The sequence below is a fragment of the Novosphingobium sp. genome, assembly GCF_030696665.1.
GTDB lineage: Bacteria > Pseudomonadota > Alphaproteobacteria > Sphingomonadales > Sphingomonadaceae > Novosphingobium.
The window spans coordinates 245,613-269,031 of record NZ_JAUYRV010000046.1 but is presented as its reverse complement, the minus strand read 5'-3'; the positions used below and the strand labels follow the sequence as shown (position 1 = coordinate 269,031).

Here is a 23,419-nt window from a genome sequence, read left to right as displayed (position 1 = left end):
GAACGGGGCGGCACAGGCATAGGCGCGTTTCAGCACCGGGTGAAACTCCCGGCGCACAGCAGAGGACGATATGGCTACACTTGTTGATGGACCAGATGCGCTGACGGGCGGCAAGGACACTTCCAATCCCGAAGCGGTGGTCGTGCGTTTTGCCGGAGACTCGGGCGATGGCATGCAGCTGACCGGCGGCCAGTTCACGCTTTCCACCGCGCTTGCAGGCAATGATCTGGCGACCTTCCCGGACTTTCCGGCAGAAATCCGCGCGCCTCAAGGCACGCTGTTTGGCGTCTCTGCTTTCCAGATCAACTTCGGATCGACCGAGATCGACACTGCGGGCGATCAGCCCGACGTGTTGGTGGCGATGAACCCGGCGGCGCTGAAGACAAACGTTGGCGCGCTGAAGGTTGGCGGTCTGATCATTGCCGACACGGGTGAGTTCAACAAGCGCAACCTTGAAAAGGCCAAGTACGACGTCAACCCGCTTGAGGATGGCAGCCTTGAAAAGTGGCAGCTGCTTGCGTTCGACATTTCGGCGCTGACGCTTGAAGCCGTGAAGCCATTCGGCCTTGGCAACAAGGAAGCGCTGCGCTGCAAGAATATGTGGACGCTCGGCCTCGCGCTGTGGATGTTCGACCGTGACCGGCAGCCGCTGATCGATTGGCTGAATGCGAAGTTCGGCAAGAACCCGGTACTGGCAGAAGCCAACGTCGCGGCGCTGAACGCTGGCCATGCCTATGGCGAAACGGCGGAACTGGCAGGGCCGCTCAAGCAGTATCACATTGCTCCCGTTGAAAGCGAACCGGGCCTTTACCGCACGGTCACGGGCGCAGAGGCGATCAGCCTTGGTCTGGTTGCCGGTGCGCAGCTTGCCGAACTGCCAATGTTCTTCGGCGGTTATCCCATCACGCCCGCCTCGGCCATTCTGCACAACCTTGCACGGTTGAAGGAATACGGCGTCACCACGTTCCAGGCGGAAGACGAGATTGCCGCCATCGCTTCGGCCATCGGTGCCAGCTATGCGGGCCAGCTTGGCGTTACGTCATCGTCCGGCCCCGGCATCGCGCTCAAGGGTGAGGCGATGGGCCTTGCGATCATGACCGAGCTACCGCTGGTCATCGTCAATTCGCAGCGCGGTGGCCCGTCCACCGGCCTGCCGACTAAGACTGAGCAGTCGGACCTCTATCAGGCAGTCTATGGCCGCAATGGCGATGCGCCTATGCCGGTGATTGCCGCGCGTAGTCCTTCGGATTGCTTTGAAGTGGCGATTGAGGCGGTGCGCATCGCTGTGCAGTACATGACCCCGGTCATGGTTCTGACCGATGGCTACATCGCCAACGCGGCTGAGCCGTGGAAGGTGCCAGACCCTGCCAGCATCAAGCCGTTCCCAGCCAAGTTCCTTGGTGAAAAGAATGGCCCGAATGGCGAACTTCTGCCTTTCGCGCGCGATGAAAAGGGCGCGCGTCCGTGGATCAAGCCGGGGACTCCAGGCCTGATGCACCGCATTGGCGGCATCGAGAAGAACCCCGGCACGGGTAACATCGACTACTCGCCCGCCAGCCACCAGATCATGACCGATGCACGGCGTGACAAGGTTGACGGCGTGGCCAACACGATCCCATTGCAGGACGTGGTCCACGGCGAAGCGTCGGGCAAGCTGGTCGTCGTCGGCTGGGGCAGCACCTATGGTCCGATCTATCAGGCCGTGCGCCGCGCGCGCCGCAAGGGGCTGGACGTCAGCCATGTCCACGTTCGCCACATCTGGCCGATGCCGTCGAACCTTGGCGATCTGCTGAAGGCTTACGACAAGGTACTGGTGCCCGAAATGAACACCGGCCAGTTCAAGACCGTGCTGCGCGACCAGTTCCTGATCGACGCACAGCCGCTCAACAAGACCAGCGGCCAGCCTTTCACCATCGCGGAAATCGAAGAGGCAATCGTTGCCGCCCTTGGCGGGGACGTTGGCGGCGAGGTCGACGCCGACAAGACGCAACTGCCCAGCATCAAGAGTGTGAACCCATGAACGAGATGACCAAGATCGCGGTCCAGACCACGCTCAAGGACTGGGAAACCGATCAGGAAGTACGCTGGTGCCCGGGTTGCGGTGATTACGCGATCCTCAAGGCGGTACAGCGCACGCTGCCGGAACTGGGTGCGGACCCTGCCAACACCGTGTTTGTCAGCGGCATCGGCTGCTCAAGCCGTTTCCCGTACTACATCGAAAGCTACGGCTTCCACACGATCCACGGCCGCGCGCCGGCGTTTGCCACTGGTATCAAGCTGGCCAACCCGGACCTCGACGTATGGCTGGTGACTGGCGACGGCGATGGCATGTCCATCGGCGGCAACCACACGATGCACATTCTGCGTCGCAACGTGAACGTGCAGATCCTGCTGTTCAACAACGAGATCTACGGCCTGACCAAGGGCCAGTTCTCGCCCACCAGCCGTGAGGGCACCAATTCGCCTACGTCGCCGCTGGGTTCGGTTGACCGTCCTGCGCTGCCTTGCGCTTTCGCGCTTGGTTCGGGCGCGCGCTTCATCGCGCGGGCCTATGACGTGTCGAAGAACCTGTCTGCCGTGCTCAAGGCGGCCCACGCCCACAAGGGCGCGTCTTTCGTGGAAATCTTCCAGAACTGCATCGTCTACAACAAGGACCGCTTCGACGATTTCGTCGCCAAAGGCGTTGCCGACCAGAACCAGTTGTGGCTCAACGATGGGGAGCCGATGCTGTTCGGCTCGGAAAAGTCCGGCGGCGTGCGGGGCATCGCGCTCGACATGGAGACGCTCAGCCTCAAGGTCGTCGATGTTGTTGATGGCGACTGGCAGGCGGCTGGCGTGATCGTCCACAATGTGAAGAACCGCGCGCTGGCGCACATGTTGGTGGAAATGCCGTTCGGCCCGTTCCCGATGGCGCTGGGCGTGATCTACGACGATCCACGCCCGACCTATGAAACGGTGCTGCTCGGCCAGGACGAACAGGCTCGCAAGGGCAAGGACGCCAACCTCGCCAAGCTGCTTGGCAAAGGCCAGACCTGGACCGTCAGCGGCACGGCGGCTGATCCGATCTGAAACTGCTTCAACTGAATGCATAAGGCCGCAAGGATGTGACACTGTCGCGCCCCTGCGGCCTTTTTCATGAGTCTGTCGAATGGATAATCTGACCCACAGCCTTGTCGGCTGGACGCTTGCCGAAACGGGCCTGAAGCATCGGACGCGCAAGGGCCTTCCCGCCTGCGTGCTGGCAGCCAACATGCCGGATATCGATGTGTTCTTCGGCTGGGTGCCGTGGGCGCCGCTGGCGATGCATCGCGGGTTCACGCATGGGCTGGTCGGCGGAGTGCTGCTCATGCCGCCGCTGCTGGCAGGGCTGCTGTGGCTGCTGGATCGCTGGCAGCAAGGGCAAGGACGGATTGCGAGCAGCGCGCCGCCTATGCACTTCGGCTGGCTGGTTACGCTGTGCTACCTTGGCGCGCTCACGCACCCGCTGCTCGATCTGCAGAACGTCTATGCGGTGCAACTGATGTCGCCGCTCAGTGAACGCTGGTTCCATACCGATGGGCTGTTCATCGTCTCGGCTTGGCTCCTAGCTTTCCTTGGGTTTGGCATCTGGGGCGCACGGCGCAAATTGAGGGGCTGGCCTGCTGTGGCTGCGCTGGCAGCAACGCTTGGCTTCATCCTGGTCAACATAGGCATTTCGCGGCTGGCAGATGATGCGCTGCGCATGTCGTCGCCCTATCCTATGCCCGACCGCGTCTTCGCCTCGCCCGCGCCGCTGCGATTCTGGCAGCGCGAGGTGATCTGGCGGCAGGACGGCATGATCGGGCGGGCGCAGTTCGATCTCATCACCCATCCGACGTCGCTGTTTGACCGGAAGGATATGATGCCGGACAACATGGCTGATCCCGTGGTGAAGCGTGCCGCCCTTGCCACACACGAAGTGCGCGATTTTCTGGATTGGTCGCAAATGCCGTTTGCTTCGGTAAAGCGGCAGGGCTGCACTGCGGTGGTCACTTTCGGCGACGCCCGTTTTGCCGCGCCCGAAATGCGCGAAAGCTTCATGGCCACGGCATCCGTTGCGCTTGACCGCAACGCCTGCGCAAAACCCTGAACCTGTCCCAAGGGGCACGTCGGCGAGGGTGGAAAGAGTAGGGCGCAGGGGCCAAACTAGGTCAATGTCTGATCTTGTTCCCGATCCTGTCATCGTCTGGTTCCGCCGCGATCTCCGCCTTGCTGATCAGGCTGCGCTTCTGGCCGCTGCCTCCGAAGGGCCAGTGATTCCAGTCTACGTGCTGGATGATGACGCGCCCAAACACCGCAGAATGGGCGGTGCTTCGCGCTGGTGGTTGCACCAAAGCCTTTCGAGCCTCGACCAAAGCTTACGCCAGCTTGGCTCCCGCCTGATCCTGCGCCGAGGCAAATGCCACGAGGAGCTTGCTGCTGTCCGCCGTGAAACAGGCGCGCGGGTGGTCCATGCCCTGCATCACTACGAACCGTGGTGGCGCAACGCTGAGAAGGCAGTCGCTAAAACTCTGCGTCTCGAACTTCATCACGGCAACTACCTCGCCCCAGCGGGCACAATCCTCACCGGCAGTGGCGCACCTTACAAGATTTATACGCCGTTCTGGAAAGCGCTGAAAGAGCGGATGCCACCCGCACTGCCGTGTCCTGCCCCCGCCGGCCTCGTTGCACCCAATATCTGGCCCGAAAGCGATGCGCTGCAAGACTGGAACCTGCTGCCGACCAAACCCGATTGGGCAGGCGGCATGCGCAACGAATGGACCCCGGGTGAGGCTGGCGCGCTCGCACGGCTCGACGCCTTCGAAGACAACGCGCGCCGCTATGGCGAATGCCGCAATCTGCCATCGCAGGAAGGCACCTCGCGCCTTTCGCCGCATCTGCATTTCGGCGAGATTTCCCCCGCCACGATCTGGCACCGCGTCGCCGATTCGGGCGGCTCGGTTGACGTGTTCCTCGGTGAACTGGGCTGGCGGGATTATGCGCAAAATGTGATCGTGCAATTCCCCGATTACGGCACAAAAAACGCGCGCGAAGCCTACGACCGGCTTCCGTGGCGCGACGAAGCGGCGGACCTCAAAGCGTGGCAACAGGGCCGCACCGGCTACCCCATCGTCGATGCGGGAATGCGCGAGTTGTGGCACACCGGATGGATGCACAACCGCGTGCGCATGATCGCCGCCAGCTTCCTTGTGAAGCATCTGCTGATCGACTGGCGTGAGGGTGAGCGCTGGTTCTGGGATACGCTGGTCGATGCCGATTACGGCTCCAACGCGGTCAACTGGCAGTGGACAGCGGGCACGGGCGTTGATTCCAACATGTTCGTGCGGATCATGGCCCCGCTAACGCAATCGCCAAAGTTTGATGCGGCAGGCTATATCCGGCAATGGGTGCCCGAACTGGCGCACTTGCCGGATGCTGATATCCACGACCCGGTGTTCCCGCCGCGTGGCTATCCGGCCAAGATTATCCCCCATGTTCAGGCCCGCGCACGTGCCCTTTCGGCCCATGACGAAATGAAAGCTGCCGGTTGACCTTGCACGTTACGTCACCGGGCGACATATCGGCATCATGAACACGCAGACGCCTACGAGGGGAGGGCATCTGGTTGCCGGAGGGTGGAATATGTCCGCCGCTGGTCGCTGGTTGGCGCACCTGTTTTCCGGTTCTTTCAGCAAGGTTGTTGACCGTATCGACCGGGGATTGGTGCAAGGCACGATTCACGCCACGCTGCCCGACGGTGAACAACGCAGCGTTGGCGGGCATGGCGAAGGGCCGGTCGCTCGCATCCACCTCAAAAGCTGGAACGCCTTGATCCGCCTTGCCACCGCCGGTTCCATCGGATGGTACGAGGCGTGGGTTGCGGGTGAGTGGGAAAGCCCCGATCCGGTGCTGATCTTCGACCTGTTCATGCGCAATGCGTCCACGCTGGGCGATGTAGGGCGCGCCAAGGGGCCGTGGCGGCTGGCAGGGCGTGCGCTGAATTTTCTGCGCAAGAATTCGCGCGAGCAAGCCCGCCGCAACATTGCGGCACACTATGATCTGGGCAACGATTTCTACCGCCAGTGGCTGGACCAGACGATGAGCTATTCCAGCGCACTGTGGCAAGGGATCGCAGCAGATGCCCCACTGGCGCAAGCGCAGGCCAACAAGGTAGATCGCCTCGCCGCGCGGCTCGACTTGAAGCCCGGCAGCGAAGTGCTGGAAATCGGCTGCGGCTGGGGCTACCTCGCGCGGCGCTTTGCCGAAACCACTGGCGCGCAGGTGACCGGCATCAGCCTGTCAGATGAACAGATCGAATGGGCACGGGACGAACTCGTCACCTCAGGCCTGTCCGGCATCGAATATCGCCATCAGGATTATCGCGACGTGACCGGCACATTCGATGCCATCGCAAGCGTGGAAATGGTTGAGGCAGTAGGCCGTGAATACTGGCCATCCTACTTCGATTGCCTTGCCCGCTGCCTGAAACCGGGCGGGCGCGCCGCGCTGCAGTACATCACCATCCGCGATGATCTGTTTGAAGCCTACGCCAGCAGTGCCGATTTCATTCAGGCCTACGTTTTCCCCGGCGGGTTGCTCATCAGCGAAAGCGAGTTTTCGCAGCTTGCGCGCGAACGCGGACTGACGTGGCAGGAGCGCGAAGATTTCGGCCTTGATTATGCCCGCACGCTAGGGTTGTGGCGCGATAGTCTGGATCGCGCGGTTGATGAAGACCGCCTGCCGCCCGGCTTCGATCCGCGCTTTGTTGATCTGTGGCGCTATTACCTGATGTATTGCGAGGGCGGCTTCAGGGGCGGGGGTATCAACGTCAGTCAGGTGACGCTGATCAAAGCCGTCTGAACACGCCATCGCCGCGATAGCGCGCAAGAACATTGTCGTGCGCCATCGGGCTGAGCAGATTGGCAAACGCGCAGCCGACGCGGCCGGCATCCCACCAGACCACGTCTGCCTGCAGGCTTTCCATTCCCGGCAGCGTCAGCCAGCAGCGATTGCCAATGGGTATCCGCTGCACTGCGTTGGCGCAAAATCCGCCAAGCGATAGGTCGAGTACTACGGTTTTGAAGCTTTGCCCTCCGGACGGGCGCAGGGTTGCCGGAATGTTTATCCGTTGCCGCTGCGCGCTGCGATCTTCCAGCGCGGCTTGCCCGTAAACTTCCGTGTTCCAGTCCGTCGCATTCATGCGGGGCATCCTTGACCCGTTGACGTCATCTGCTTGCCGGAAACTGTCCGGCAAACCGACGTCAAGAATCGGCCCTGCTTGTTAATTGTGCGTTATCAATCCTGGTTAACGCGGATGCGGTGTGGACTGGCAAACTGTTCACCAAGAAGCGCCACGATGGCGTCAGCCACCGCTTCCGGTGGCTTCACGCTGTCAGGATTTTCGCCCGGATAGGCCTTGGCGCGCATCTTGGTACGGGTTGCGCCGGGATCGACCACAGCCACGCGGATCGATGCGGTATTGCGCACTTCCTGCGCATAGCAATTGAGCAGAGTGTCAAACGCTGCCTTGGACGCGCCATAGGCACCCCAATAGGCGCGCGGGCTGGCTCCCACGCTGCTGGTCACGCCGATAACTCGGGCGTCCTTGCTTTTGCGCAGCATACCGTCAAACCCGGCGAGCAGGGCCTGCGTTGCCAGCACATTCAGCGTCAGCGCCTGATTGAATTCGCGCGCATCGATCTGCCAAACCGGCGTGAGCGTGGGAAAAGCGGCGGCATTGATGACCAGCACGTCCAACGCCGTCCAGCGTCCCGAAATAGCAGTGGCGAGGCGGGCGATACCGTCCGGCTCGGCCAGATCGACCGGCGCAATCGTGGCGCTGCCGCCTGCATCGAAGATCTCTTCCTCGATCTTCTCCAGTTCCTTGGCACTACGCGCCACAAGGATCACGTGTACGCCCGCAGCAGCCAGTGCTTTGGCGGTTGCCGCGCCAATGCCCCGGCTTGCACCGGTAACCAGTGCGGTCTGGCCGGTCATGCTCATGTCAGGCAACCTTGCCGACCGGGAGCGAAAGCTGATCAGGATTGTCGCGCTCAGCCATGTCGGTCAGCCGCGTGGGGTATTCGCCGCTGAAGCAGGCATCGCAATACTGCGGCCGCGCCTTGTTGCGTTCGGTCTCGCCCACGGCACGGTAAAGCCCGTCGATGGAAACGAAGGCAAGGCTGTCGGCATGAATGAACTCGGCCATCGCCGCCACGTCCATGCGCGCTGCAAGCAGTTTTGAACGCTCGGGCGTGTCGACACCGTAAAAGCACGAATGCTCGGTCGGCGGGCTGGCGATGCGCATGTGGACTTCGGCTGCGCCCGCATCGCGCATCATCTGCACGATCTTGAGGCTGGTGGTGCCGCGCACGATCGAATCGTCGATCAGCACGATCCGCTTGCCCGCCACAAGTGCGCGGTTTGCGTTGTGCTTGCGCTTCACGTCGGCGTTGCGTGCGCCATCCGAGGGTTGGATGAATGTCCGGCCAACATAGTGCGACCGGATAATGCCAAGCTCGAACGGAATGCCGGACTGCTGGGCATAGCCAAGCGCTGCAGGAACGCCGCTGTCGGGCACCGGGATCACCAGATCGGCGTCAGCAGGGCTTTCAATCGCCAGCTGCTCGCCAATGGCCTTGCGCACCTGATAGACCGAGTGCCCGCCCATGACCGAATCCGGGCGGCTGAAATAGACGTGTTCAAAGATGCATGGCCGCGCATCGGGTGTGCCGAAGGGACGATGGCTGCTGAGCTTGCCGTCAAGATCGACCTGAATCAGCTCGCCCGGCTCCACTTCGCGGACAAAATCTGCACCAACCACGTCCAAGGCCACGGTTTCGCTGGCGAACACGATAGCATCGCCCAGCTTGCCCATCACCAGCGGACGGATGCCGATGGGGTCGCGGCAGGCGATCATGCCCTGCGGCGTCATGCAGATCAGCGAATAGGCGCCTTCGACCAGGCGCAGTGCATCGACAAAGCGATCGAGCAGCGTCGGGTAACGGCTTGTCGCCACAAGGTGAATGATCACCTCGGTGTCTGATGTCGACTGGAAAATCGCGCCCTTGCGCACCAGATCGCGCTTCAGGAACATCGCGTTCGAGATGTTGCCATTGTGCGCGATGGAAAAGCCGCCCGATGCAAGATCGGCAAACAGCGGCTGCACGTTGCGGAGGCCCGCGCCACCCGTGGTGGAGTAGCGCACGTGGCCCGATGCCATCACACCGGGCAGTTCAGCTATGGCTGATCCGGTGGAGAAATTCGCAGCAACGTGGCCAATGCCCTTGCGCGAATAGAACTCCTGCCCGTCAAAGCTGGTGATGCCAACGGCTTCCTGCCCGCGATGCTGCAGCGCGTGGAGGCCCAGCGCAACTGTCGCCGCAGCGTCACGAACGCCGAGTACGCCGAAAATGCCGCACTCTTCGCGCAGCTTGTCGTCATCGCCGTCGCTGTGCGCTGGCCCAACATCCCACGGCGTGGCGTCGAAAAAATCGCTATTTGATGTCATTGGTCCCGTGGACTCGCATGGGCGCATACGCGCCGGCCAATTGCTGGCGCTCAAATGGCGACGTTTGCCCACAATGGCAAGTGCAAGGTTGTGGGGCGCTGTAGCTCAACGGGATGGCATACCCGCGACAGCGCCCAAGATGTGAAATCTTAATCAAAATCGTTCATCCACGCAAAATGCGCCTTGCTCGATTTCTTGCCTGTCCCGCCGGAGTTGCGCTGACCTATCTTGCGCTGGCGGCGTGCTCAGTCTCGTTTGCCCGATTTACCGGCGGCGTGGCGATGGTGTGGATCGCCAGTGCCATGCTGGCCGGGCGACTGCTGCATTTGCCTGAACACCGTTGGACACCGTGGCTCATCAGCAGTGCGGCGGCCAGCGGCCTGGCAACCGGGCTGTGGGGTTTCGGTTGGGGGGCGGCACTGCCGCTGGCTATCATCAACATTTTCGAAGCGGCCAGCGCGGCTGTAATCTGGCGGCGCATAACCAAGGCCTTCTGGCCTTTCGAAACGCTCGAATGGGTCGCATCATTCTATGTCGGCATCGTCCTGACGGTCCCACTGCTGTCGGGAGCTGCTGGCGCTTTCACCGCATGGTTGATCTACGATCAGCCAGTGGTCGAAAACTTCACCCGCTGGATTATCGGGCATTCGCTCGGTCTGCTCGCCTGTCTGCCGGTGTTTCACTTCATATACAGCCGCCTTGGGCGTGGCCGAAGCTTCCTGCCCCCGCGCGAAATGCTTCCGCAGGCTACGCTTGTGGTTGGTGCGTTCATCTTGGTAACGGTGACCGCGTTCTCACTGGATATGCGTCCGCTGCTCGTCTTTCCGTTAATCTATATCGTCGTTTGCGCGGCAACCCAGCCCAGCGCTATCCTGATGCTGTTGCCGGTCCTGCTGATGCTGATTGGTGGATCGATGACGTTCACGGGGCAGGGGCCAATCGCTGCGATGGACTGGTCGATGGGGGATCGGCTGCAGTTCTTCCAGCTCTATGTGGCAGTAACCGTCCTCACATCCCTGCCGTTGCAATGCGAACGGGCAAAACGCGTGCTGGAGATGCGCAAGATGCGAGCACGCATTGCCGAACTGGAAAGCCAGCGCCCGGTGGCGTGACGGGCGGCGAGCATTGCTGCCCATTGCCGTTTGCGCAGCATGCCCCTACATCGGCAACCGCCAGCGTCGCTCCGTGCGCGCAATCGGCAAACCGTTTCCAAAGGGCCGCTGCTTGATCCTCTCTCCTTTCGAATGGACCATCGCCAAGCGCTACATGCTGCCGGGCAGGGGAGAGGCGTTCATCGCCCTCGTCGCCGGGATCAGCCTTGTTGCGGTCATGCTTGGGGTGGCTGCCCTTGTCATCGTGATGAGCGTGATGAACGGCTTTCGCGCCGAACTGCTCGACAAGATCGTGGGGCTCAATGGCCACGCGATCATTCAGGCTTATGGCGGACGCTTGGAAAACTGGCAGGACATCCTGAAGAAGGTGGAAGCCACACCCGGCGTCACCCACGCCTCGCCGCTGATCGAACAGCCCCTGCTCGCCAGCTTCAACGGTCGTGTCGAAGCCGTGCTGGTGCGCGGCAATACCGATGGCGATATCAAACGGCTTGAGGACAAGCGCGTCGATGGTGTGATTGCTTCGCTCCGCCCCGCCTCGGGCAACATCGCACTCGGTTCACGCCTTGCCCAGAACCTTGGTGCGCGGGTGGGCGATACCATCACCATCATCAACCCGCAGGGCCGCGCCACCCCGTTCGGCACCGTCCCGCGTGAAATCGGCTATGTGGTCGCGGCAATCTTTGAAGTCGGCGTCTATGACTACGACAACGCCTATGTCGTCATGCCCATATCCGATGCACAAACGCTGCTGCTGACCGGCGATTCCATCGGCATGATCGAGGTGACCACCACCAACGCCGATACCGTCTCGCAAACGCTTGCCCCCATCACCAAGCAGCTTGAAGGCGTCGCCGTCGTCACCGACTGGAAGACGATCAACGCCAGCCTGTTCGAGGCTCTGGCGGTAGAGCGCGTTGCCATGTTCATCGTGCTGTCGATCATCGTGCTGGTGGCCGTGTTCAACATTCTGTCGTCGCTGATCATGCTGGTCCGCGCCAAAACGCGGGACATTGCGATCCTGCGCACGATGGGAGCGACGCGGAAAAGCCTGCTCAAGATTTTCGTGACCATCGGCTTCGTGATCGGCGCTCTGGGCACTCTGTCCGGCCTTGGACTTGGGTTCGTCTTCCTGTTCTTCCGCCAGCCCATCGTCAACGCGGTGCAGTGGATAACCGGGCAGAACCTCTGGGATCCCTCGATCCGCTTCCTCACCGAACTGCCCAGTCGGTCTGATCCGGTAGAGATCACCACCATCTGCCTGATGGCCCTGCTGTTCTCCTTCCTCGCCACGCTCTACCCGGCACTCAAGGCCGCGAGCACGGACCCCGTTCAGGTGCTGCGTTATGAGTGATCCAGTGGCCAAAAACCCCGTAGTCCGCCTCAAAGACCTGCGCCGCTCGTTCAGCCAGGGCGGCGTGACCATCGACGTGCTGCGCGGCGTCAATCTTGACATTCAGCCCGGTGAAATCGTCGCGCTGCTCGGCCCCTCCGGCTCGGGCAAGTCCACCATGCTGCAAGCCATCGGCCTGCTCGAAGGCGGCTTTTCCGGCCTGATCGAGATTGCGGGCACGAGAGCGTCCGAGCTTTCAGGCGATGCCCGCACCACGCTGCGCCGCGATCACCTCGGCTTCGTGTACCAGTTCCACCACCTTCTGCCTGATTTCAACGCGATGGAGAACGTGGTCCTGCCACAGATGGTCGCCGGCAAGACACGCGCCGAAGCTGACGCCCGCGCCACCGAACTGCTCACCGCGCTCGGCCTCGCCCAACGTCTCGACCACCGCCCCAGCCAGCTTTCCGGCGGCGAGCAGCAGCGTGTGGCCGTTGCCCGCGCGCTCGCCAACAGCCCCGAACTGGTGTTGGCAGACGAACCCACCGGCAACCTTGATGAAGCCACGGCCGACCGTGTGCTTGAAGAATTTCTCAAGCTCGTCCGGGGTGAGGGCAGCTCCGCCCTGATCGCCACCCACAACGAACGCCTTGCCCTGCGCATGGACCGCGTTGTGCGTCTGCACGAAGGCGTGCTGGAATAGGGATACAAGGTCTCCTTCGCGCGTTTCACAGCGCAAAGGAGATCGTCCCCATGAACACCACGATCCGCGCCGAAGCTGCCGATGCCGCTTCCTTCTGGTCAGACCATGCCACCGTCATTCGCCGTGAGGCCGCTGACGGCGTCTTCCATGGCTTCGCCTCGCTCCATTCCGGCACTTTCGCTGAAATGGTCCGCTTGGTGAGCCGCATGCCCGAAAGCGAACGCGCAACGCTCGTCATCGAAAAGAGCGGCGACCGCCAGTATTCCGCTGCCGAAATAGCCAGCCTTGCGCACCGGGACGACTTTCCGGCCTGACCCGATTTACCGTTGATCCGCTCCCCTTGTCGTGCGAACCATTTGCACAACAAGGGGAGAATTCATGTCTGGTCTTGATTGGAATGCCGAGGCGACACTGCACGAGCGCGACGACGCGGGTTCGGAAATGCAGTACAATTTCAGTGTGCTGAAAAAAGGCCCATTGCGCGATCTTGTCGCAGACGTAGCCTCAATGGACGCCAGCCGCCGCGCCCGCTTGGTACTTGACGTAAGCGGGGGCAAATCGCTCAACGTCACCGAAATGCTCGAACTCGCCAAGCAGGAGGGCCTGACATGACCGAACCCACCACCATCGCCGATTTCAAGGCAAAGAAGCCCAACGGCGAGATGATCGACCTGTCCGAGAAAGTGGGCAAAGTCCTGCTGGTCGTCAACACGGCCTCCAAATGCGGGTTCACCCCGCAATACGATGGCCTTGAAAAGCTGTGGAAGGACTACGGCGACAAAGGCTTCGAAGTCCTCGCCTTTCCCTGCAATCAGTTTGGCGGTCAGGAACCCGGGTCGGCGGAAGAGATCGAAAGCTTCTGCAAGGTCAACTTCGGCCTGAGCTTCCCGCTGATGGCCAAGATCGACGTCAATGGCGATAGTGCCGACCCGTTGTATGACTGGCTCAAGAAAGAGGCACCCGGGGTGCTTGGCACCAAGGCAGTGAAGTGGAACTTCACCAAGTTCCTGATCGGCCGCGATGGCAAGGTCGTCCGCCGCTATGCCCCGACGGACAAGCCGGAAAGCATCGCCAAGGACATCGAAAAGCTGCTCTGATTTCAGCCAACCTGCTCCCCCGCGAAGGCGGGGGCCTCAGTCGTTTTACGTGAGGTTCCACAACACCACCAAGGTCCCCGCCTTCGCGGGGACGCAATTCGTCCTGAAACAGTTGGGGATGATTGCCACTCCCCCCTCCTGAATCGCTCCGCAAGTTGCTACCTTGCAGACCATGCCCCACGCCCAATTCGTCCCGCTTCGCATCTTCTCCTCCTACACGATGCTCGATGGCGCGATTGATCCGAAGGCCATCGCCAAAACGGCGGCAGAACGCGGCTTCCCCGCTGCCGCCATTACCGACCGCAACGGCCTCTACGGCAGCGTCGCCTATGCCAAGGCGTGCAAGGATATGGGCGTGCAGCCGGTCATCGGCACGATGCTCGCCGTCGCCCGCCCGGATCGCGATGGTGCAGCCACCGGCTTCGGCCCCGCCGCCCCGACGATTGACTGGCTGGCGCTCTATGCGCAGGATTCCGCCGGCTACGATAATCTCTGCCACCTCGTCAGCCGCGCGCATCTGGATCGCCCGCTCGAATTCGAAGCCCATGTCGTGCTGGCAGACCTTGTCGGCCACACCGATGGCCTGATCTGCCTGACTGCCGCCGGAGAAGGCGCACTGGTGCAATTGCTCGCCGGAAGCCAGCAGGCCGCCGCCGAGGCTTATCTCGACCGGCTGCAGGAACTGTTCCCCCAGCGCCTTTACATCGAAGTCGCCCGCCGCAACGATGCGCAGGAAGAAGCTGCCGAAGAAGCGCTGATCGACCTCGCCTATGCCCGCGATCTGCCGCTGGTGGCCACCAATCCTGCGCGCTTTGCCGACCGCAGCTTTTACGATGCGCACGATGCCATGCTCTGCATCGCCAGTTCCACCCACGTCGACAGCACTGATCGTCCGCGTTCCAGCAAGGAATGGTGGATCAAGCCTGCCGAGGTGATGGAGGAACTGTTCAAGGATCTTCCCGAAGCCATCGCCAATACGCTCGTCGTGGCGCAGCGCTGCGCGGTCATGCCGCCCAAGCGCAAGCCGATCCTGCCCAGCCTTGCCGGCGATCAGGAAGGCGAGGCGCGGATGTGCGCGGCGGACAGCCGAAAGGGCCTCGTCCTGCGGCTGCTGCCGTATTACCCCGAAGCCGCCCACGTCGAACTCGAACGCCTGCTGTGCCTCGGTCCCGATGCCCAGCCTGATGCCGCCGATTACCCGCAACTCAACGTCGCAGGCGTATGGGAAGAGGTCATCAGCTACCGTGACCGGCTAGAATTCGAAGTTGGTATCATCAACCGTATGGGCTTCGGCGGCTACTTCCTGATCGTGGCCGATTTCATCAAATGGGCCAAGGATCAGGGCATTCCGGTGGGGCCGGGGCGCGGATCGGGCGCAGGGTCGCTGGTGGCATGGGCGCTGACCATTACAGACCTTGATCCGATCAAGCTTGGCCTGCTGTTCGAACGCTTCCTCAACCCCGAACGCGTTTCCATGCCAGACTTCGATATCGACTTCTGCGAAACGCGGCGCGGCGAAGTGATCCGCTACGTCCAACGCAAATACGGGCTGGACCACGTCGCCCAGATCATCACCTTCGGCAAGCTCAAGGCCCGCGCCGTGCTGCGCGATACCGGCCGCATCCTGCAGATGAGCTATGGGCAGACCGACCGCCTGTGCAAGATGGTGCCCAACCACCCAACCGACCCCTGGCCGCTCCCGCGCGCGCTGAATGGCGTGCTGGAGCTGAAGCGTGAGTACGACCGCGACCCTGAGGTCAAACGCCTCATCGACCTTGCGATGCAGCTGGAAGGCCTGCCGCGCAACAGCTCCACCCACGCGGCAGGCGTGGTGATCGGTGACCGCCCGCTGGCGCAGCTCGTGCCGCTCTACCGCGATCCACGTTCGGACATGCCGGTCACGCAGTTCGATATGAAGCATGTCGAGGATGCGGGCCTCGTCAAGTTCGACTTCCTCGGCCTGAAAACGCTGTCCGTGCTGCGCAAAGCCGTGGACCTGATGGGCAAGCGCGGCATCGAGATCGACCTGTCCGCGCTGGCGTGGGACGATGAACAGACCTACAAGCTGCTGCAATCGGGCGATACCGTCGGCGTGTTCCAGCTTGAATCCGAAGGCATGCGCCGCACGCTGGCAGCGGTGAAGCCCACCAACTTCGGTGACATCATCGCGCTCGTCTCGCTCTACCGTCCCGGCCCGATGGACAACATCCCGCTGTTCGGCCGCCGCAAGAACGGGCTGGAAAGCATTGAATATCCGCATGAAAAGCTGGCGGGCATCCTGTCAGAGACATACGGGATCTTCGTCTATCAGGAACAGGTGATGCAGGCCGCGCAGATCCTCGCTGGATACTCGCTCGGCGATGCAGACCTTTTGCGCCGCGCGATGGGCAAGAAGGACCAGAAGGAAATGGATGCGCAGCGCCAGCGGTTCGCCGATGGCTGCAAGACCGTGTCCGGCATTGAAAAGGCCAAGGCCAACGAACTGTTCGATTTGATCGACAAGTTCGCAGGCTACGGCTTCAACAAATCCCACGCCGCTGCCTACGCGCTGCTCGCTTACCAGACGGCGTGGTTGAAAACGCACTACCCGCACGAATTCTACGCGGCCTCGATGTGCTTCGACATGCACCAGTCGGAAAAGCTTTCGATCTTCGTGGATGACATGCGCCGCAATGGCGTCGCGCTGGCGGGGCCGGACATCAATCATTCCGAAGCCGAATACACGGTCGAGCGCACCAGCGATGGCTTTGCGGTGCGCTATGCACTCGCGGGCCTGCGCAATGTCGGTGAAAAGGCGATGGAGCAGATCGTGGCCGAGCGGGAAGCCAATGGCCCGTTTACCTCGCTCGACGATCTGTTCAAACGCATCCCCGCAGGATCAATGAACCGTCGCCAGTTGGAAGCACTGGCGGCTGGCGGTGCGCTTGATGGCCTTGCGCCAAACCGCGCGCAAGTCATCGCCAATGGCGAACTGCTGATGGCCGTGGCCGATGAAGCTGCCCGGTCGCGCACATCGGGGCAGGGTGGCTTGTTTGGCGGAGATGATCACGCAGCCCCCGCCACGCGGCTTGCCGAAGCCAAACCCTGGAGTCGGGCCGACCAGATGGCGGCAGAGCGCGAGAACTTCGGCTTCTATTTCGCCGCGCATCCGGTGGAGGAATACCGCGCCGTCGCCTCGGCCAATGGCGCGCGGTCCTATGGCAGCCTGATGACCGGCACCGGAGAACCCGGCGGACGTTCCGGGGCCGTTATGGCGGCGCTCGTTGAAAACGTGCAGAAGCGCAAGACGAAGAAGGGCAAGGACTTCGTCATGGCCGACTTCTCCGACAATTCGGGTCTGTTCACGGCCTCCTGCTTTGAAGAATCGCTGGTCGAGCCGTTCCAGCAATGGGCAAAGGACGGCACTTGCGTGCTGCTGAATGTGGAACTTGACCGACCCAACCCGGATGAGCCGCCGCGCATCACCGTCCGTGGCGCAAGGCCGTTGGCCTCCGTCAGCAGTGCCTCGCAGATGCAGCTGAAGCTTGATGTCAGTAATCCGCAAGCCATCGCCGAACTCGCTCTGCTCCTGCCGCGCGGGGAGGGTGCCAAGGGTGAAGTCTTCGCGCGCCTGCGCACTGGCGGGCCGAAAGAACCGCTCGTGCGGCTCGGCAATGATTTTAAACTGGACAGTGACTTAATCGAACGATTGATTCCGATAGAAGGCCTTGCCAATGTAGCGCTGACCGCAAGACCGGAAAGGCATCTGCGGCTCGTCGAATAGACGCCAATCGGGAGAGAGAATATGCAGCAGCTTGGCCAAAGTCTGGGCGCAATGCAGGATTGGAAGCTGCGGGTAACCCACCTGATCGATCACGCCGCGCGCGAACATGGCGCGCGCGAAATCGTCAGCCGCTGGGCCGATGGCAGCGAAACGCGCACCAATTGGGCAGGCATCCGTCACGATGCCCTGCGCATGACGCAAGCCTTGCGCAAGCTGGGCGTGCAGCCCGGAGATCGCATTGCCACGCTGGCGATGAACCACCACCGCCACCTCGTTTCATGGTACGGCGCGGTTGGCGCAGGCGGCATTCTCCACACGCTCAACCCGCGCCTGTTTGACGATCAGCTCCAATATATCGTCAATCACGCCGAAGACCGGGTGATGCTGTTCGACAAAGTGTGGGCACCGATTGTCGAACGCATGAAGCCCCTTTGGCCAACGGTTGAGCACTACATCTGTTATGACAGCAGCGAGCCTGCGCTTCACTTCGAGGAATGGATCAGCGCCGAAGACGGGCAGGCCGAATGGTACGATGGCGATGAGCGCGACCCATGCATGCTCTGCTACACCAGCGGCACCACCGGCAACCCCAAGGGCGTGCTCTACGAACACCGCTCGACCATGCTCCATGCGTTGAGCGCGATCAGCCCGCCGGTGTTCGGCATGGATTGCCGCTCGGTCATGCTGCCGATCGTGCCGATGTTCCACGCCGCCAGTTGGGGTCTGCCTTGGGCGGGCGCGGCGGCGGGCGCGAAGTTCGTCTATTCGGCGGTGAATGAAGGCGCCGTCCTGTGCGAATTGATGAACCGCGAGAAGGTTACCTGCTCGGCTGGCGTGCCGACGGTGTGGCTGGCGCTGCTGCAACACGTTGAATCTACTGGCACGGAAATTCCGCAAAGCCTCAAAACCGTCGTCTGCGGCGGTTCGGCCATGCCCCGCGCGATGATTGAACGTTTCATGCGCGCAGGCTGCCGCGTGGCGCACGCATGGGGCATGACGGAAACTTCGCCTATCGGCACGACCGGCGCGGAAACGTGGGATTGGGACGAGCTTTCTTTTGACGAGCAGGTCAGCGTGAAGGCGATGCAGGGGCGGCCGCCGTTCGGCGTGGAAATCCGCTGCGTCGATCTGGACGATCCCGAAAAAGTCCTGCCGCGCGATGGACTTACATCGGGCGCGCTGCAAGTACGCGGGCCGTGGGTGGTCAAGCGCTACTTCAAGGCCGAGGCCGACGCTGTGGTGGCGGGGCAATGGTTCGATACCGGCGATGTCGGGCTGATTCATCCTGATGGCACGCTGCAACTGACTGACCGGACCAAGGACGTGATCAAGTCTGGTGGCGAATGGATCAGCTCGGTCGAACTGGAAAACGCCGCCGTGGGGCACCCTGCTGTGGCTGAGGCTGCGGCGATCGGCGTGCACCATCCCAAGTGGGATGAGCGGCCCTTGCTGGTGGTTGTGCGCAAGCCGGGGATGGATGTTTCGCAGGATGATATCCGTGCTTTCCTGATGCAGCACGTGGCGAAGTGGTGGGTGCCCGATGCGGTGGCTTTCGTGGACCAGATTCCGCACACAGGCACCGGAAAAATAAGCAAAAAAGACCTGCGCGAACAGTTCCGGGAGTACAGCTGGAGCGAGGTTGTCTGAAGTGCACCTAGATGCACCTAACTGCACCTAAGTGACACCAACGCGCCCTAAAACAGGTCTAACTGTCCGTCAGCGCTGGGTTTTTTGAACTGCGTGCAATCAAGGTCAACATGGGCCTTGCCGATACCGTGTTTGCGGCAGGCGATGCGGTAACGGGTGCGGATGAGATCGGCCCAGGTGCCTTGCGGTTTCATCCGGGTGAAAAACTGCGCGTCGTTGTCCTTCCCGCCGCGCACCTGCTGGACGATGGACATGACCTTCCCGGCGCGATCCGGGAAGTGCGTGTCCAACCACTCTCGGAACAGCGGGGCGACTTCATGGGGGAGGCGCAGCATGATCCAACCCGCGGAGCGGACGCCGCGCTGGGCGGCGGCTTCGAGGATGGCTTCGATGAAGTGGTCAGTGATCGCGGGGACGACCGGGGCGACCGAGACGTGGGTGGGGACTCCGGCGCTCACCAGTTTTTCCAGCGCATCCAGTCGTTTGGGGGGCGATGATGCGCGCGGTTCGAGCAAGCCGGACAGGCGCGGATCAAGGCTGGTGACCGATATTCCGACAGCCGTCAGCCGATGTTTGGCGAGTTCGGCCAGCAGGTCCAGATCATCAAGCACGCGGGCGGATTTTGTGGTGATCGTAACGGGATGGCGCAGTTCAAGGCAGAGTTCCAGCACCTGCCGCGTGATACGGTAGCGCCCCTCTATGGGCTGGTACGGGTCGGTGTTGGTGCCCATCGCGATGGGGGCCGGAGTGTAGCTCCTTTTCGCCAGCGTCTCGCGCAAAAGCCTTGCCGCATCGGGCTTTGCGAAAAGTTTGGTTTCGAAATCGAGGCCGGGGGACAGATCGTGGAAGGCGTGGCTGGGGCGGGCGTAACAATAGACGCAGCCGTGTTCGCAGCCGCGATAGGCGTTGACCGAGCGGTCGAAGGGAATGTCGGGCGATTGGTTGAAGCTGAGGATTGAGCGCGGGTGTTCTTCGGTGACGGTGGTGCGCAGCTTGGGGCCGGGACCGTCGATTTCCCCGCGCGCGTCCAGCCAGTCGCCGTCAGCCTCACGCGTGGCGAGGCCGAAGCGGGTGGGCACCTGGGCCGATTGCGCACCTCTGCCGTGAATGGACATGGCAGGATTAGAACATAAGCGGAACGATAGTGCAAGTGTGCGTGAAAAAGCCTACTTTTCCAGCAGCCTTGGCATCAGTTCTACAAAATTGCAGGGGCGGTTGCGGCTGTCGAGTTGTTCATCGAGGATACCGTCCCAGCCATCCTTGACCGCGCCGGTCGAGCCGGGAAGTGCGAAGATATAAGTGCCGCGTGCGACGACGGCGCAGGCGCGGGACTGGATTGTGCTGGTGCCGATGGTCTTGAACGAAAGCCAACGGAACAGTTCGCCAAAGCCCGGAATGTCGCGCGTTTTCACGCGCTCCAGCGCTTCGGGTGTCACGTCGCGCCCGGTCAGGCCAGTGCCTCCGGTGATGACCACGGCATCGACACCGCGATCATCGATCCAGTTGTTGAGACGATTGACGATGCGGTCAGCCTCGTCCTTCTCCATCGCGCGGGCGACCAGACGGTGACCCTTGGCCTTGACGCGTTCGGCCAGAATGTCACCTGACGTGTCTTCGTCGGGGCCGCGCGTGTCGGAAACGGTGAGCAGGGCGATGTTGACGGGCTTGAACTCACGCGAGGTGTCAATTGCCACGCGATGCTATCCTAACATTTTCAGACCCGGCAAGCCCCGGAAACTTCGGCCACATTCCCTGAACGAGGCCAATCCGGCTTTCCGAAGGGCCGCCCGCCTGCCGCTCATACATCCAGTAATTGCGCATGACGATGGCGACGTATCCGCGCGTTTCCCAGTAAGGGATCGATTCCATCCAGAGCAACGGATCAGTGCCACCGCGAATTTCGGTGTTCCAGCGGCTGATCGGCAGCGGTCCGGCGTTGTAGGCGGCCATGACCTTGGGCAGCAGGCCTTGCGTGGCGTCATTATCGCGCAAGTGCTGGAGATATTGCTGGCCGAAGGCGAGGTTCACGTCGGGCAGATCAAGCTGCTTGTCGCGCCCGGCCATCATCGGTTCGACCTTGGACATATCGCGCGCGGTGCCGGGGCGCAGTTGCATCAGGCCCTTGGCACCAGCGGGGCTGGTGACAGACGTGCGGAAGTTCGATTCCTGCAGGGAGTGTGCGAACAGAAGGGCGGGGTCGACTTTCCAGCCAGTGGTCGGCGTCCATTTTGGCGCGGGGAAGCGAGCGGCTTCATCCGGACGCGCACCAGACGGTGCATTGTAGGCCATCCAAAGCTGTGTTGATGGCAGGCCCAGATCGCGGGCGAGGCGCGAGAGCGGAGCATACTGGCCAGGATTTCCGATCCGCGCCTGATGGCGCAGCACTTCGTCGGCAAGGCCGTCCTCGCCGATCTCGGCAAGTTGCACGGCGGTGCGAATGTTCGGCACATCGCGCAGTGATTGCCAATCGTTGGTCGAAAAATCGGGTGCGGCAGAGGGCTGGCTTTCACGCATGCCGAGTGCTTCGACCGCCATCATGCCATAGAGCGTATCGCGGAAGCGTGAGGCGCTGCGCAATGCAGACGAGACTTTTTCCGGCTTGCGGCAGCGCGTCCAGGCGCGGCTTGCCCAATAATGAGCCGCAGAGGCCAGTTCATCGTTGTGCGCAGACCCGGCGGATTTTTCGAACGAATCTGCAGCAGCGAGGCAATCGCCGAGGCGGAAGCTGGCGAGGCCTGCGGTCCAGTGTGCTTCAGAAACCCACGGGCCGGTGCCTTCGGTAGCGCTGAGCGCGATGGCGCGGGCGGTGGCGTCATCATTCTCGATATAGAAGGCCCAGCCGATCTTCTGCCGCCATTCGGCGCGGGCATCGGAGGATAGGGTGGCGTCGATGCCATCGAGCAAAAGGCGCGCGCCGACAGGATCATCGAATTTGATGCGGTCCTGTATGGCGTCTGACACGCTGGCGGGCATCGTGCCATCGCTGATCGAGCGTGGGCGGATGCGCTTGGACACGTTGGGCAGCGAGACGAAGCGCTGCGATTGCGGAAGGTCTGGAAGTTCGCTCGCGCCGCGCTTTAGTGCGAGGCGGCCAAGCTGTTCGGCCCAAGGCAGATCGGGCGCGCGGGTAAGGACTTCGGTGATCGGCGCGAGTTCCGCTTTTGGCGAAGTGGCGGCGAGAATGTATTGCGAGCGGGCGACGGTATGGAGCGGGCCATCGCTGCGCTGGGAGAACATGGCCTGAACCTTGGTCCAGTCTTCCTGCTCAATCGCCGAGAACAGCGATTTGTAATAGCCGCGGTCATCGGCGCTGAGGAGCGTTGGCACAGCGGTGCGGGCGGCACGGCCCCTGAAGTAATCCACGGCGGCGCTGTTGGCCTGTGCGGGCACTGCGGAAAGTGCAGCGGTCGACGCTACCAGCGCGACCAGCGTCAACTTTGTGGCGCGTCCCAGTTTCAAACCGTTTCCGTTCCTGTCCATTCGAGCCATCTGCTCCAAAATCCCGCTTTGAGGGCGGGACGCGTCAGCATGGCCTCAAGATCCCACGCCGGCAAGGCGGCGATTGGTGAACTCTCTTGATTAATACCGCGTAAACTTAGAGCCATATTCGGCGGATCGTGGCCGAGAAGCGTTGAAATGCTTGATATGCCCAAAATCAGCAACCGTTGCGGCGCGACAAGGGCAATGTGATGCAAAAGGACATCGCCAAGTCCGGCGGTGTTGAACATGTGCCAATCGGGCATGGGAACATGCGCGGGCAGGGCGGAGGCAAGATAAGTCTGCGCACGGTCAATCCCGGACGCCGCAAGAATACCGTCCAGCAGGCGCCCGGCGCGGCCGCTGAGCAGGGCGTCGGTGTCATCTGCTGAGGGCATTGGCACCAGCACCATCAGATCGGCACCGACAGGGCCGATAGGCGGCAGGCGACGCAGGCCTGCCGGGGCGAGTGCAGGCTCTGCCAGCCACCACGGGGCGAAGGCATCGAGCGACTGCGGCCAGCCCGACTTATCGGCAACTTTGGCAATCTGCGGCGAATCGCTGCGCTCTGCGGACAGTTCGCGCAGGGGCTTCACGGGGGCAGGAGCAGCCGTGTCAGGCACTTCGCGCACTTGCGCCAGCCAGTCTTGGGGATCATCGATGAACGCGTGGTCCACCCCCGCATCGCGCCACCAATCGAAGGCCGCCGTTACGGCAGCGCTCCAATCCGGGCTTTGCTGGTTAGCGGTATCGGGCAACCTATGCTTCCTTACAGTCTA

At 62.1% G+C, this 23,419-nt stretch carries 20 protein-coding genes; 13 read left to right on the top strand and 7 right to left on the bottom strand.

Annotation, left to right across the window (positions count from 1 at the left end; genetic code table 11):
• Positions 1-70: 70 nt before the first annotated feature.
• The 5 genes from Q8R81_RS14155 to Q8R81_RS14135 all read left to right on the top strand — a co-directional run bounded on the left by Q8R81_RS14155 (position 71) and on the right by Q8R81_RS14135 (position 6,858).
• On the top strand, positions 71-2,020 hold the full coding sequence (locus Q8R81_RS14155; protein ID WP_305618871.1) for a 2-oxoacid:acceptor oxidoreductase subunit alpha: 1,950 nt from the start codon (positions 71-73) through the stop codon (positions 2,018-2,020).
• The gene (locus Q8R81_RS14150) at positions 2,017-3,069 is read left to right on the top strand and encodes a 2-oxoacid:ferredoxin oxidoreductase subunit beta (RefSeq protein WP_305618869.1); all 1,053 of its coding nucleotides are present in this window, start codon (positions 2,017-2,019) and stop codon (positions 3,067-3,069) included. Before Q8R81_RS14155 ends, Q8R81_RS14150 begins: the two co-directional genes overlap by 4 nt.
• A 79-nt stretch (positions 3,070-3,148) precedes the next feature.
• Complete coding sequence (locus tag Q8R81_RS14145; RefSeq protein ID WP_305618867.1) at positions 3,149-4,108, top strand: metal-dependent hydrolase; 960 nt, start codon at positions 3,149-3,151, stop codon at positions 4,106-4,108.
• Positions 4,109-4,172: 64 nt separating this feature from the next.
• Positions 4,173-5,549: a deoxyribodipyrimidine photo-lyase gene (locus tag Q8R81_RS14140; protein WP_305618865.1), complete on the top strand. Its 1,377-nt coding sequence runs from the start codon at positions 4,173-4,175 to the stop codon at positions 5,547-5,549.
• A gap of 37 nt (positions 5,550-5,586) precedes the next feature.
• Positions 5,587-6,858, top strand: coding sequence for a cyclopropane-fatty-acyl-phospholipid synthase family protein (locus tag Q8R81_RS14135; protein WP_305618863.1), 1,272 nt, complete (start codon positions 5,587-5,589; stop codon positions 6,856-6,858).
• On the opposite strand, the gene Q8R81_RS14130 is transcribed toward Q8R81_RS14135, so the two are convergent.
• From Q8R81_RS14130 to purF, 3 genes are all read right to left on the bottom strand, one after another.
• Positions 6,845-7,198, bottom strand: coding sequence for a PilZ domain-containing protein (locus tag Q8R81_RS14130; protein ID WP_305618861.1), 354 nt, complete (start codon positions 7,196-7,198; stop codon positions 6,845-6,847). The genes Q8R81_RS14135 and Q8R81_RS14130 overlap by 14 nt on opposite strands.
• A gap of 95 nt (positions 7,199-7,293) precedes the next feature.
• Positions 7,294-7,995 carry an SDR family NAD(P)-dependent oxidoreductase gene (locus tag Q8R81_RS14125; RefSeq protein WP_371135375.1) on the bottom strand — a complete coding sequence of 234 codons (702 nt, stop codon included), beginning with the start codon at positions 7,993-7,995 and terminating at the stop codon, positions 7,294-7,296.
• Between the two features lie 7 nt (positions 7,996-8,002).
• Positions 8,003-9,508 carry an amidophosphoribosyltransferase gene (gene purF / locus Q8R81_RS14120; protein WP_305618856.1) on the bottom strand — a complete coding sequence of 502 codons (1,506 nt, stop codon included), beginning with the start codon at positions 9,506-9,508 and terminating at the stop codon, positions 8,003-8,005.
• A gap of 176 nt (positions 9,509-9,684) precedes the next feature.
• On the opposite strand from purF, the gene Q8R81_RS14115 reads away from it, so the two are divergent.
• The 8 genes from Q8R81_RS14115 to Q8R81_RS14080 all read left to right on the top strand — a co-directional run bounded on the left by Q8R81_RS14115 (position 9,685) and on the right by Q8R81_RS14080 (position 19,163).
• A complete protein-coding gene (locus tag Q8R81_RS14115; protein ID WP_305618854.1) occupies positions 9,685-10,620 on the top strand; it encodes an MASE1 domain-containing protein in 936 nt (311 codons plus the stop codon).
• Between the two features lie 112 nt (positions 10,621-10,732).
• Entirely contained in the window at positions 10,733-11,974 is a 1,242-nt protein-coding gene (locus tag Q8R81_RS14110) for a lipoprotein-releasing ABC transporter permease subunit (RefSeq protein WP_305618852.1), read from the top strand.
• Positions 11,967-12,656 (top strand): ABC transporter ATP-binding protein, encoded by a 690-nt coding sequence (locus tag Q8R81_RS14105; protein WP_305618850.1) that lies wholly within the window; start codon positions 11,967-11,969, stop codon positions 12,654-12,656. Before Q8R81_RS14110 ends, Q8R81_RS14105 begins: the two co-directional genes overlap by 8 nt.
• A 50-nt stretch (positions 12,657-12,706) precedes the next feature.
• On the top strand, positions 12,707-12,970 hold the full coding sequence (locus tag Q8R81_RS14100) for a hypothetical protein (RefSeq protein ID WP_305618848.1): 264 nt from the start codon (positions 12,707-12,709) through the stop codon (positions 12,968-12,970).
• A 64-nt stretch (positions 12,971-13,034) separates the two neighbouring features.
• Positions 13,035-13,268 (top strand): hypothetical protein, encoded by a 234-nt coding sequence (locus Q8R81_RS14095; protein WP_305618847.1) that lies wholly within the window; start codon positions 13,035-13,037, stop codon positions 13,266-13,268.
• On the top strand, positions 13,265-13,753 hold the full coding sequence (locus tag Q8R81_RS14090; protein ID WP_305618846.1) for a glutathione peroxidase: 489 nt from the start codon (positions 13,265-13,267) through the stop codon (positions 13,751-13,753). Before Q8R81_RS14095 ends, Q8R81_RS14090 begins: the two co-directional genes overlap by 4 nt.
• Positions 13,754-13,925: 172 nt before the next feature.
• Positions 13,926-17,516, top strand: coding sequence for a DNA polymerase III subunit alpha (gene dnaE / locus Q8R81_RS14085; RefSeq protein WP_305618844.1), 3,591 nt, complete (start codon positions 13,926-13,928; stop codon positions 17,514-17,516).
• A 21-nt stretch (positions 17,517-17,537) separates the two neighbouring features.
• The gene (locus tag Q8R81_RS14080) at positions 17,538-19,163 is read left to right on the top strand and encodes a long-chain fatty acid--CoA ligase (RefSeq protein ID WP_305618842.1); all 1,626 of its coding nucleotides are present in this window, start codon (positions 17,538-17,540) and stop codon (positions 19,161-19,163) included.
• A 47-nt stretch (positions 19,164-19,210) separates the two neighbouring features.
• On the opposite strand, the gene Q8R81_RS14075 is transcribed toward Q8R81_RS14080, so the two are convergent.
• The 4 genes from Q8R81_RS14075 to Q8R81_RS14060 are packed head-to-tail and all read right to left on the bottom strand — an operon-like array spanning position 19,211 to position 23,398.
• On the bottom strand, positions 19,211-20,278 hold the full coding sequence (locus tag Q8R81_RS14075) for a PA0069 family radical SAM protein (protein WP_305618840.1): 1,068 nt from the start codon (positions 20,276-20,278) through the stop codon (positions 19,211-19,213).
• 51 nt (positions 20,279-20,329) lie between these two features.
• Complete coding sequence (gene moaB, locus Q8R81_RS14070) at positions 20,330-20,857, bottom strand: molybdenum cofactor biosynthesis protein B (RefSeq protein WP_305618838.1); 528 nt, start codon at positions 20,855-20,857, stop codon at positions 20,330-20,332.
• A complete protein-coding gene (locus Q8R81_RS14065; RefSeq protein WP_371135374.1) occupies positions 20,847-22,652 on the bottom strand; it encodes a lytic transglycosylase domain-containing protein in 1,806 nt (601 codons plus the stop codon). The genes moaB and Q8R81_RS14065 overlap by 11 nt, the downstream gene beginning before the upstream one ends.
• Positions 22,619-23,398, bottom strand: coding sequence for a hypothetical protein (locus tag Q8R81_RS14060; RefSeq protein WP_305618834.1), 780 nt, complete (start codon positions 23,396-23,398; stop codon positions 22,619-22,621). Before Q8R81_RS14060 ends, Q8R81_RS14065 begins: the two co-directional genes overlap by 34 nt.
• Between the last annotated feature and the right edge of the window lie 21 nt (positions 23,399-23,419).

Coding starts and splice junctions, on each gene's coding strand:
- Q8R81_RS14080 (WP_305618842.1), top strand. CDS start 17,538: ATGCAGCAGCTTGGCCAAAGTCTGGGCGCAATGCAGGATTGGAAGCTG.
- Q8R81_RS14150 (WP_305618869.1), top strand. CDS start 2,017: ATGAACGAGATGACCAAGATCGCGGTCCAGACCACGCTCAAGGACTGG.
- purF (WP_305618856.1), bottom strand. CDS start 9,508: ATGACATCAAATAGCGATTTTTTCGACGCCACGCCGTGGGATGTTGGG.
- Q8R81_RS14095 (WP_305618847.1), top strand. CDS start 13,035: ATGTCTGGTCTTGATTGGAATGCCGAGGCGACACTGCACGAGCGCGAC.
- Q8R81_RS14130 (WP_305618861.1), bottom strand. CDS start 7,198: ATGAATGCGACGGACTGGAACACGGAAGTTTACGGGCAAGCCGCGCTG.
- Q8R81_RS14075 (WP_305618840.1), bottom strand. CDS start 20,278: ATGTCCATTCACGGCAGAGGTGCGCAATCGGCCCAGGTGCCCACCCGC.
- Q8R81_RS14090 (WP_305618846.1), top strand. CDS start 13,265: ATGACCGAACCCACCACCATCGCCGATTTCAAGGCAAAGAAGCCCAAC.
- Q8R81_RS14135 (WP_305618863.1), top strand. CDS start 5,587: ATGAACACGCAGACGCCTACGAGGGGAGGGCATCTGGTTGCCGGAGGG.
- Q8R81_RS14100 (WP_305618848.1), top strand. CDS start 12,707: ATGAACACCACGATCCGCGCCGAAGCTGCCGATGCCGCTTCCTTCTGG.
- Q8R81_RS14105 (WP_305618850.1), top strand. CDS start 11,967: ATGAGTGATCCAGTGGCCAAAAACCCCGTAGTCCGCCTCAAAGACCTG.
- dnaE (WP_305618844.1), top strand. CDS start 13,926: ATGCCCCACGCCCAATTCGTCCCGCTTCGCATCTTCTCCTCCTACACG.
- Q8R81_RS14065 (WP_371135374.1), bottom strand. CDS start 22,652: ATGGCTCGAATGGACAGGAACGGAAACGGTTTGAAACTGGGACGCGCC.
- Q8R81_RS14140 (WP_305618865.1), top strand. CDS start 4,173: ATGTCTGATCTTGTTCCCGATCCTGTCATCGTCTGGTTCCGCCGCGAT.
- Q8R81_RS14155 (WP_305618871.1), top strand. CDS start 71: ATGGCTACACTTGTTGATGGACCAGATGCGCTGACGGGCGGCAAGGAC.
- Q8R81_RS14125 (WP_371135375.1), bottom strand. CDS start 7,995: ATGACCGGCCAGACCGCACTGGTTACCGGTGCAAGCCGGGGCATTGGC.
- Q8R81_RS14115 (WP_305618854.1), top strand. CDS start 9,685: ATGCGCCTTGCTCGATTTCTTGCCTGTCCCGCCGGAGTTGCGCTGACC.
- Q8R81_RS14145 (WP_305618867.1), top strand. CDS start 3,149: ATGGATAATCTGACCCACAGCCTTGTCGGCTGGACGCTTGCCGAAACG.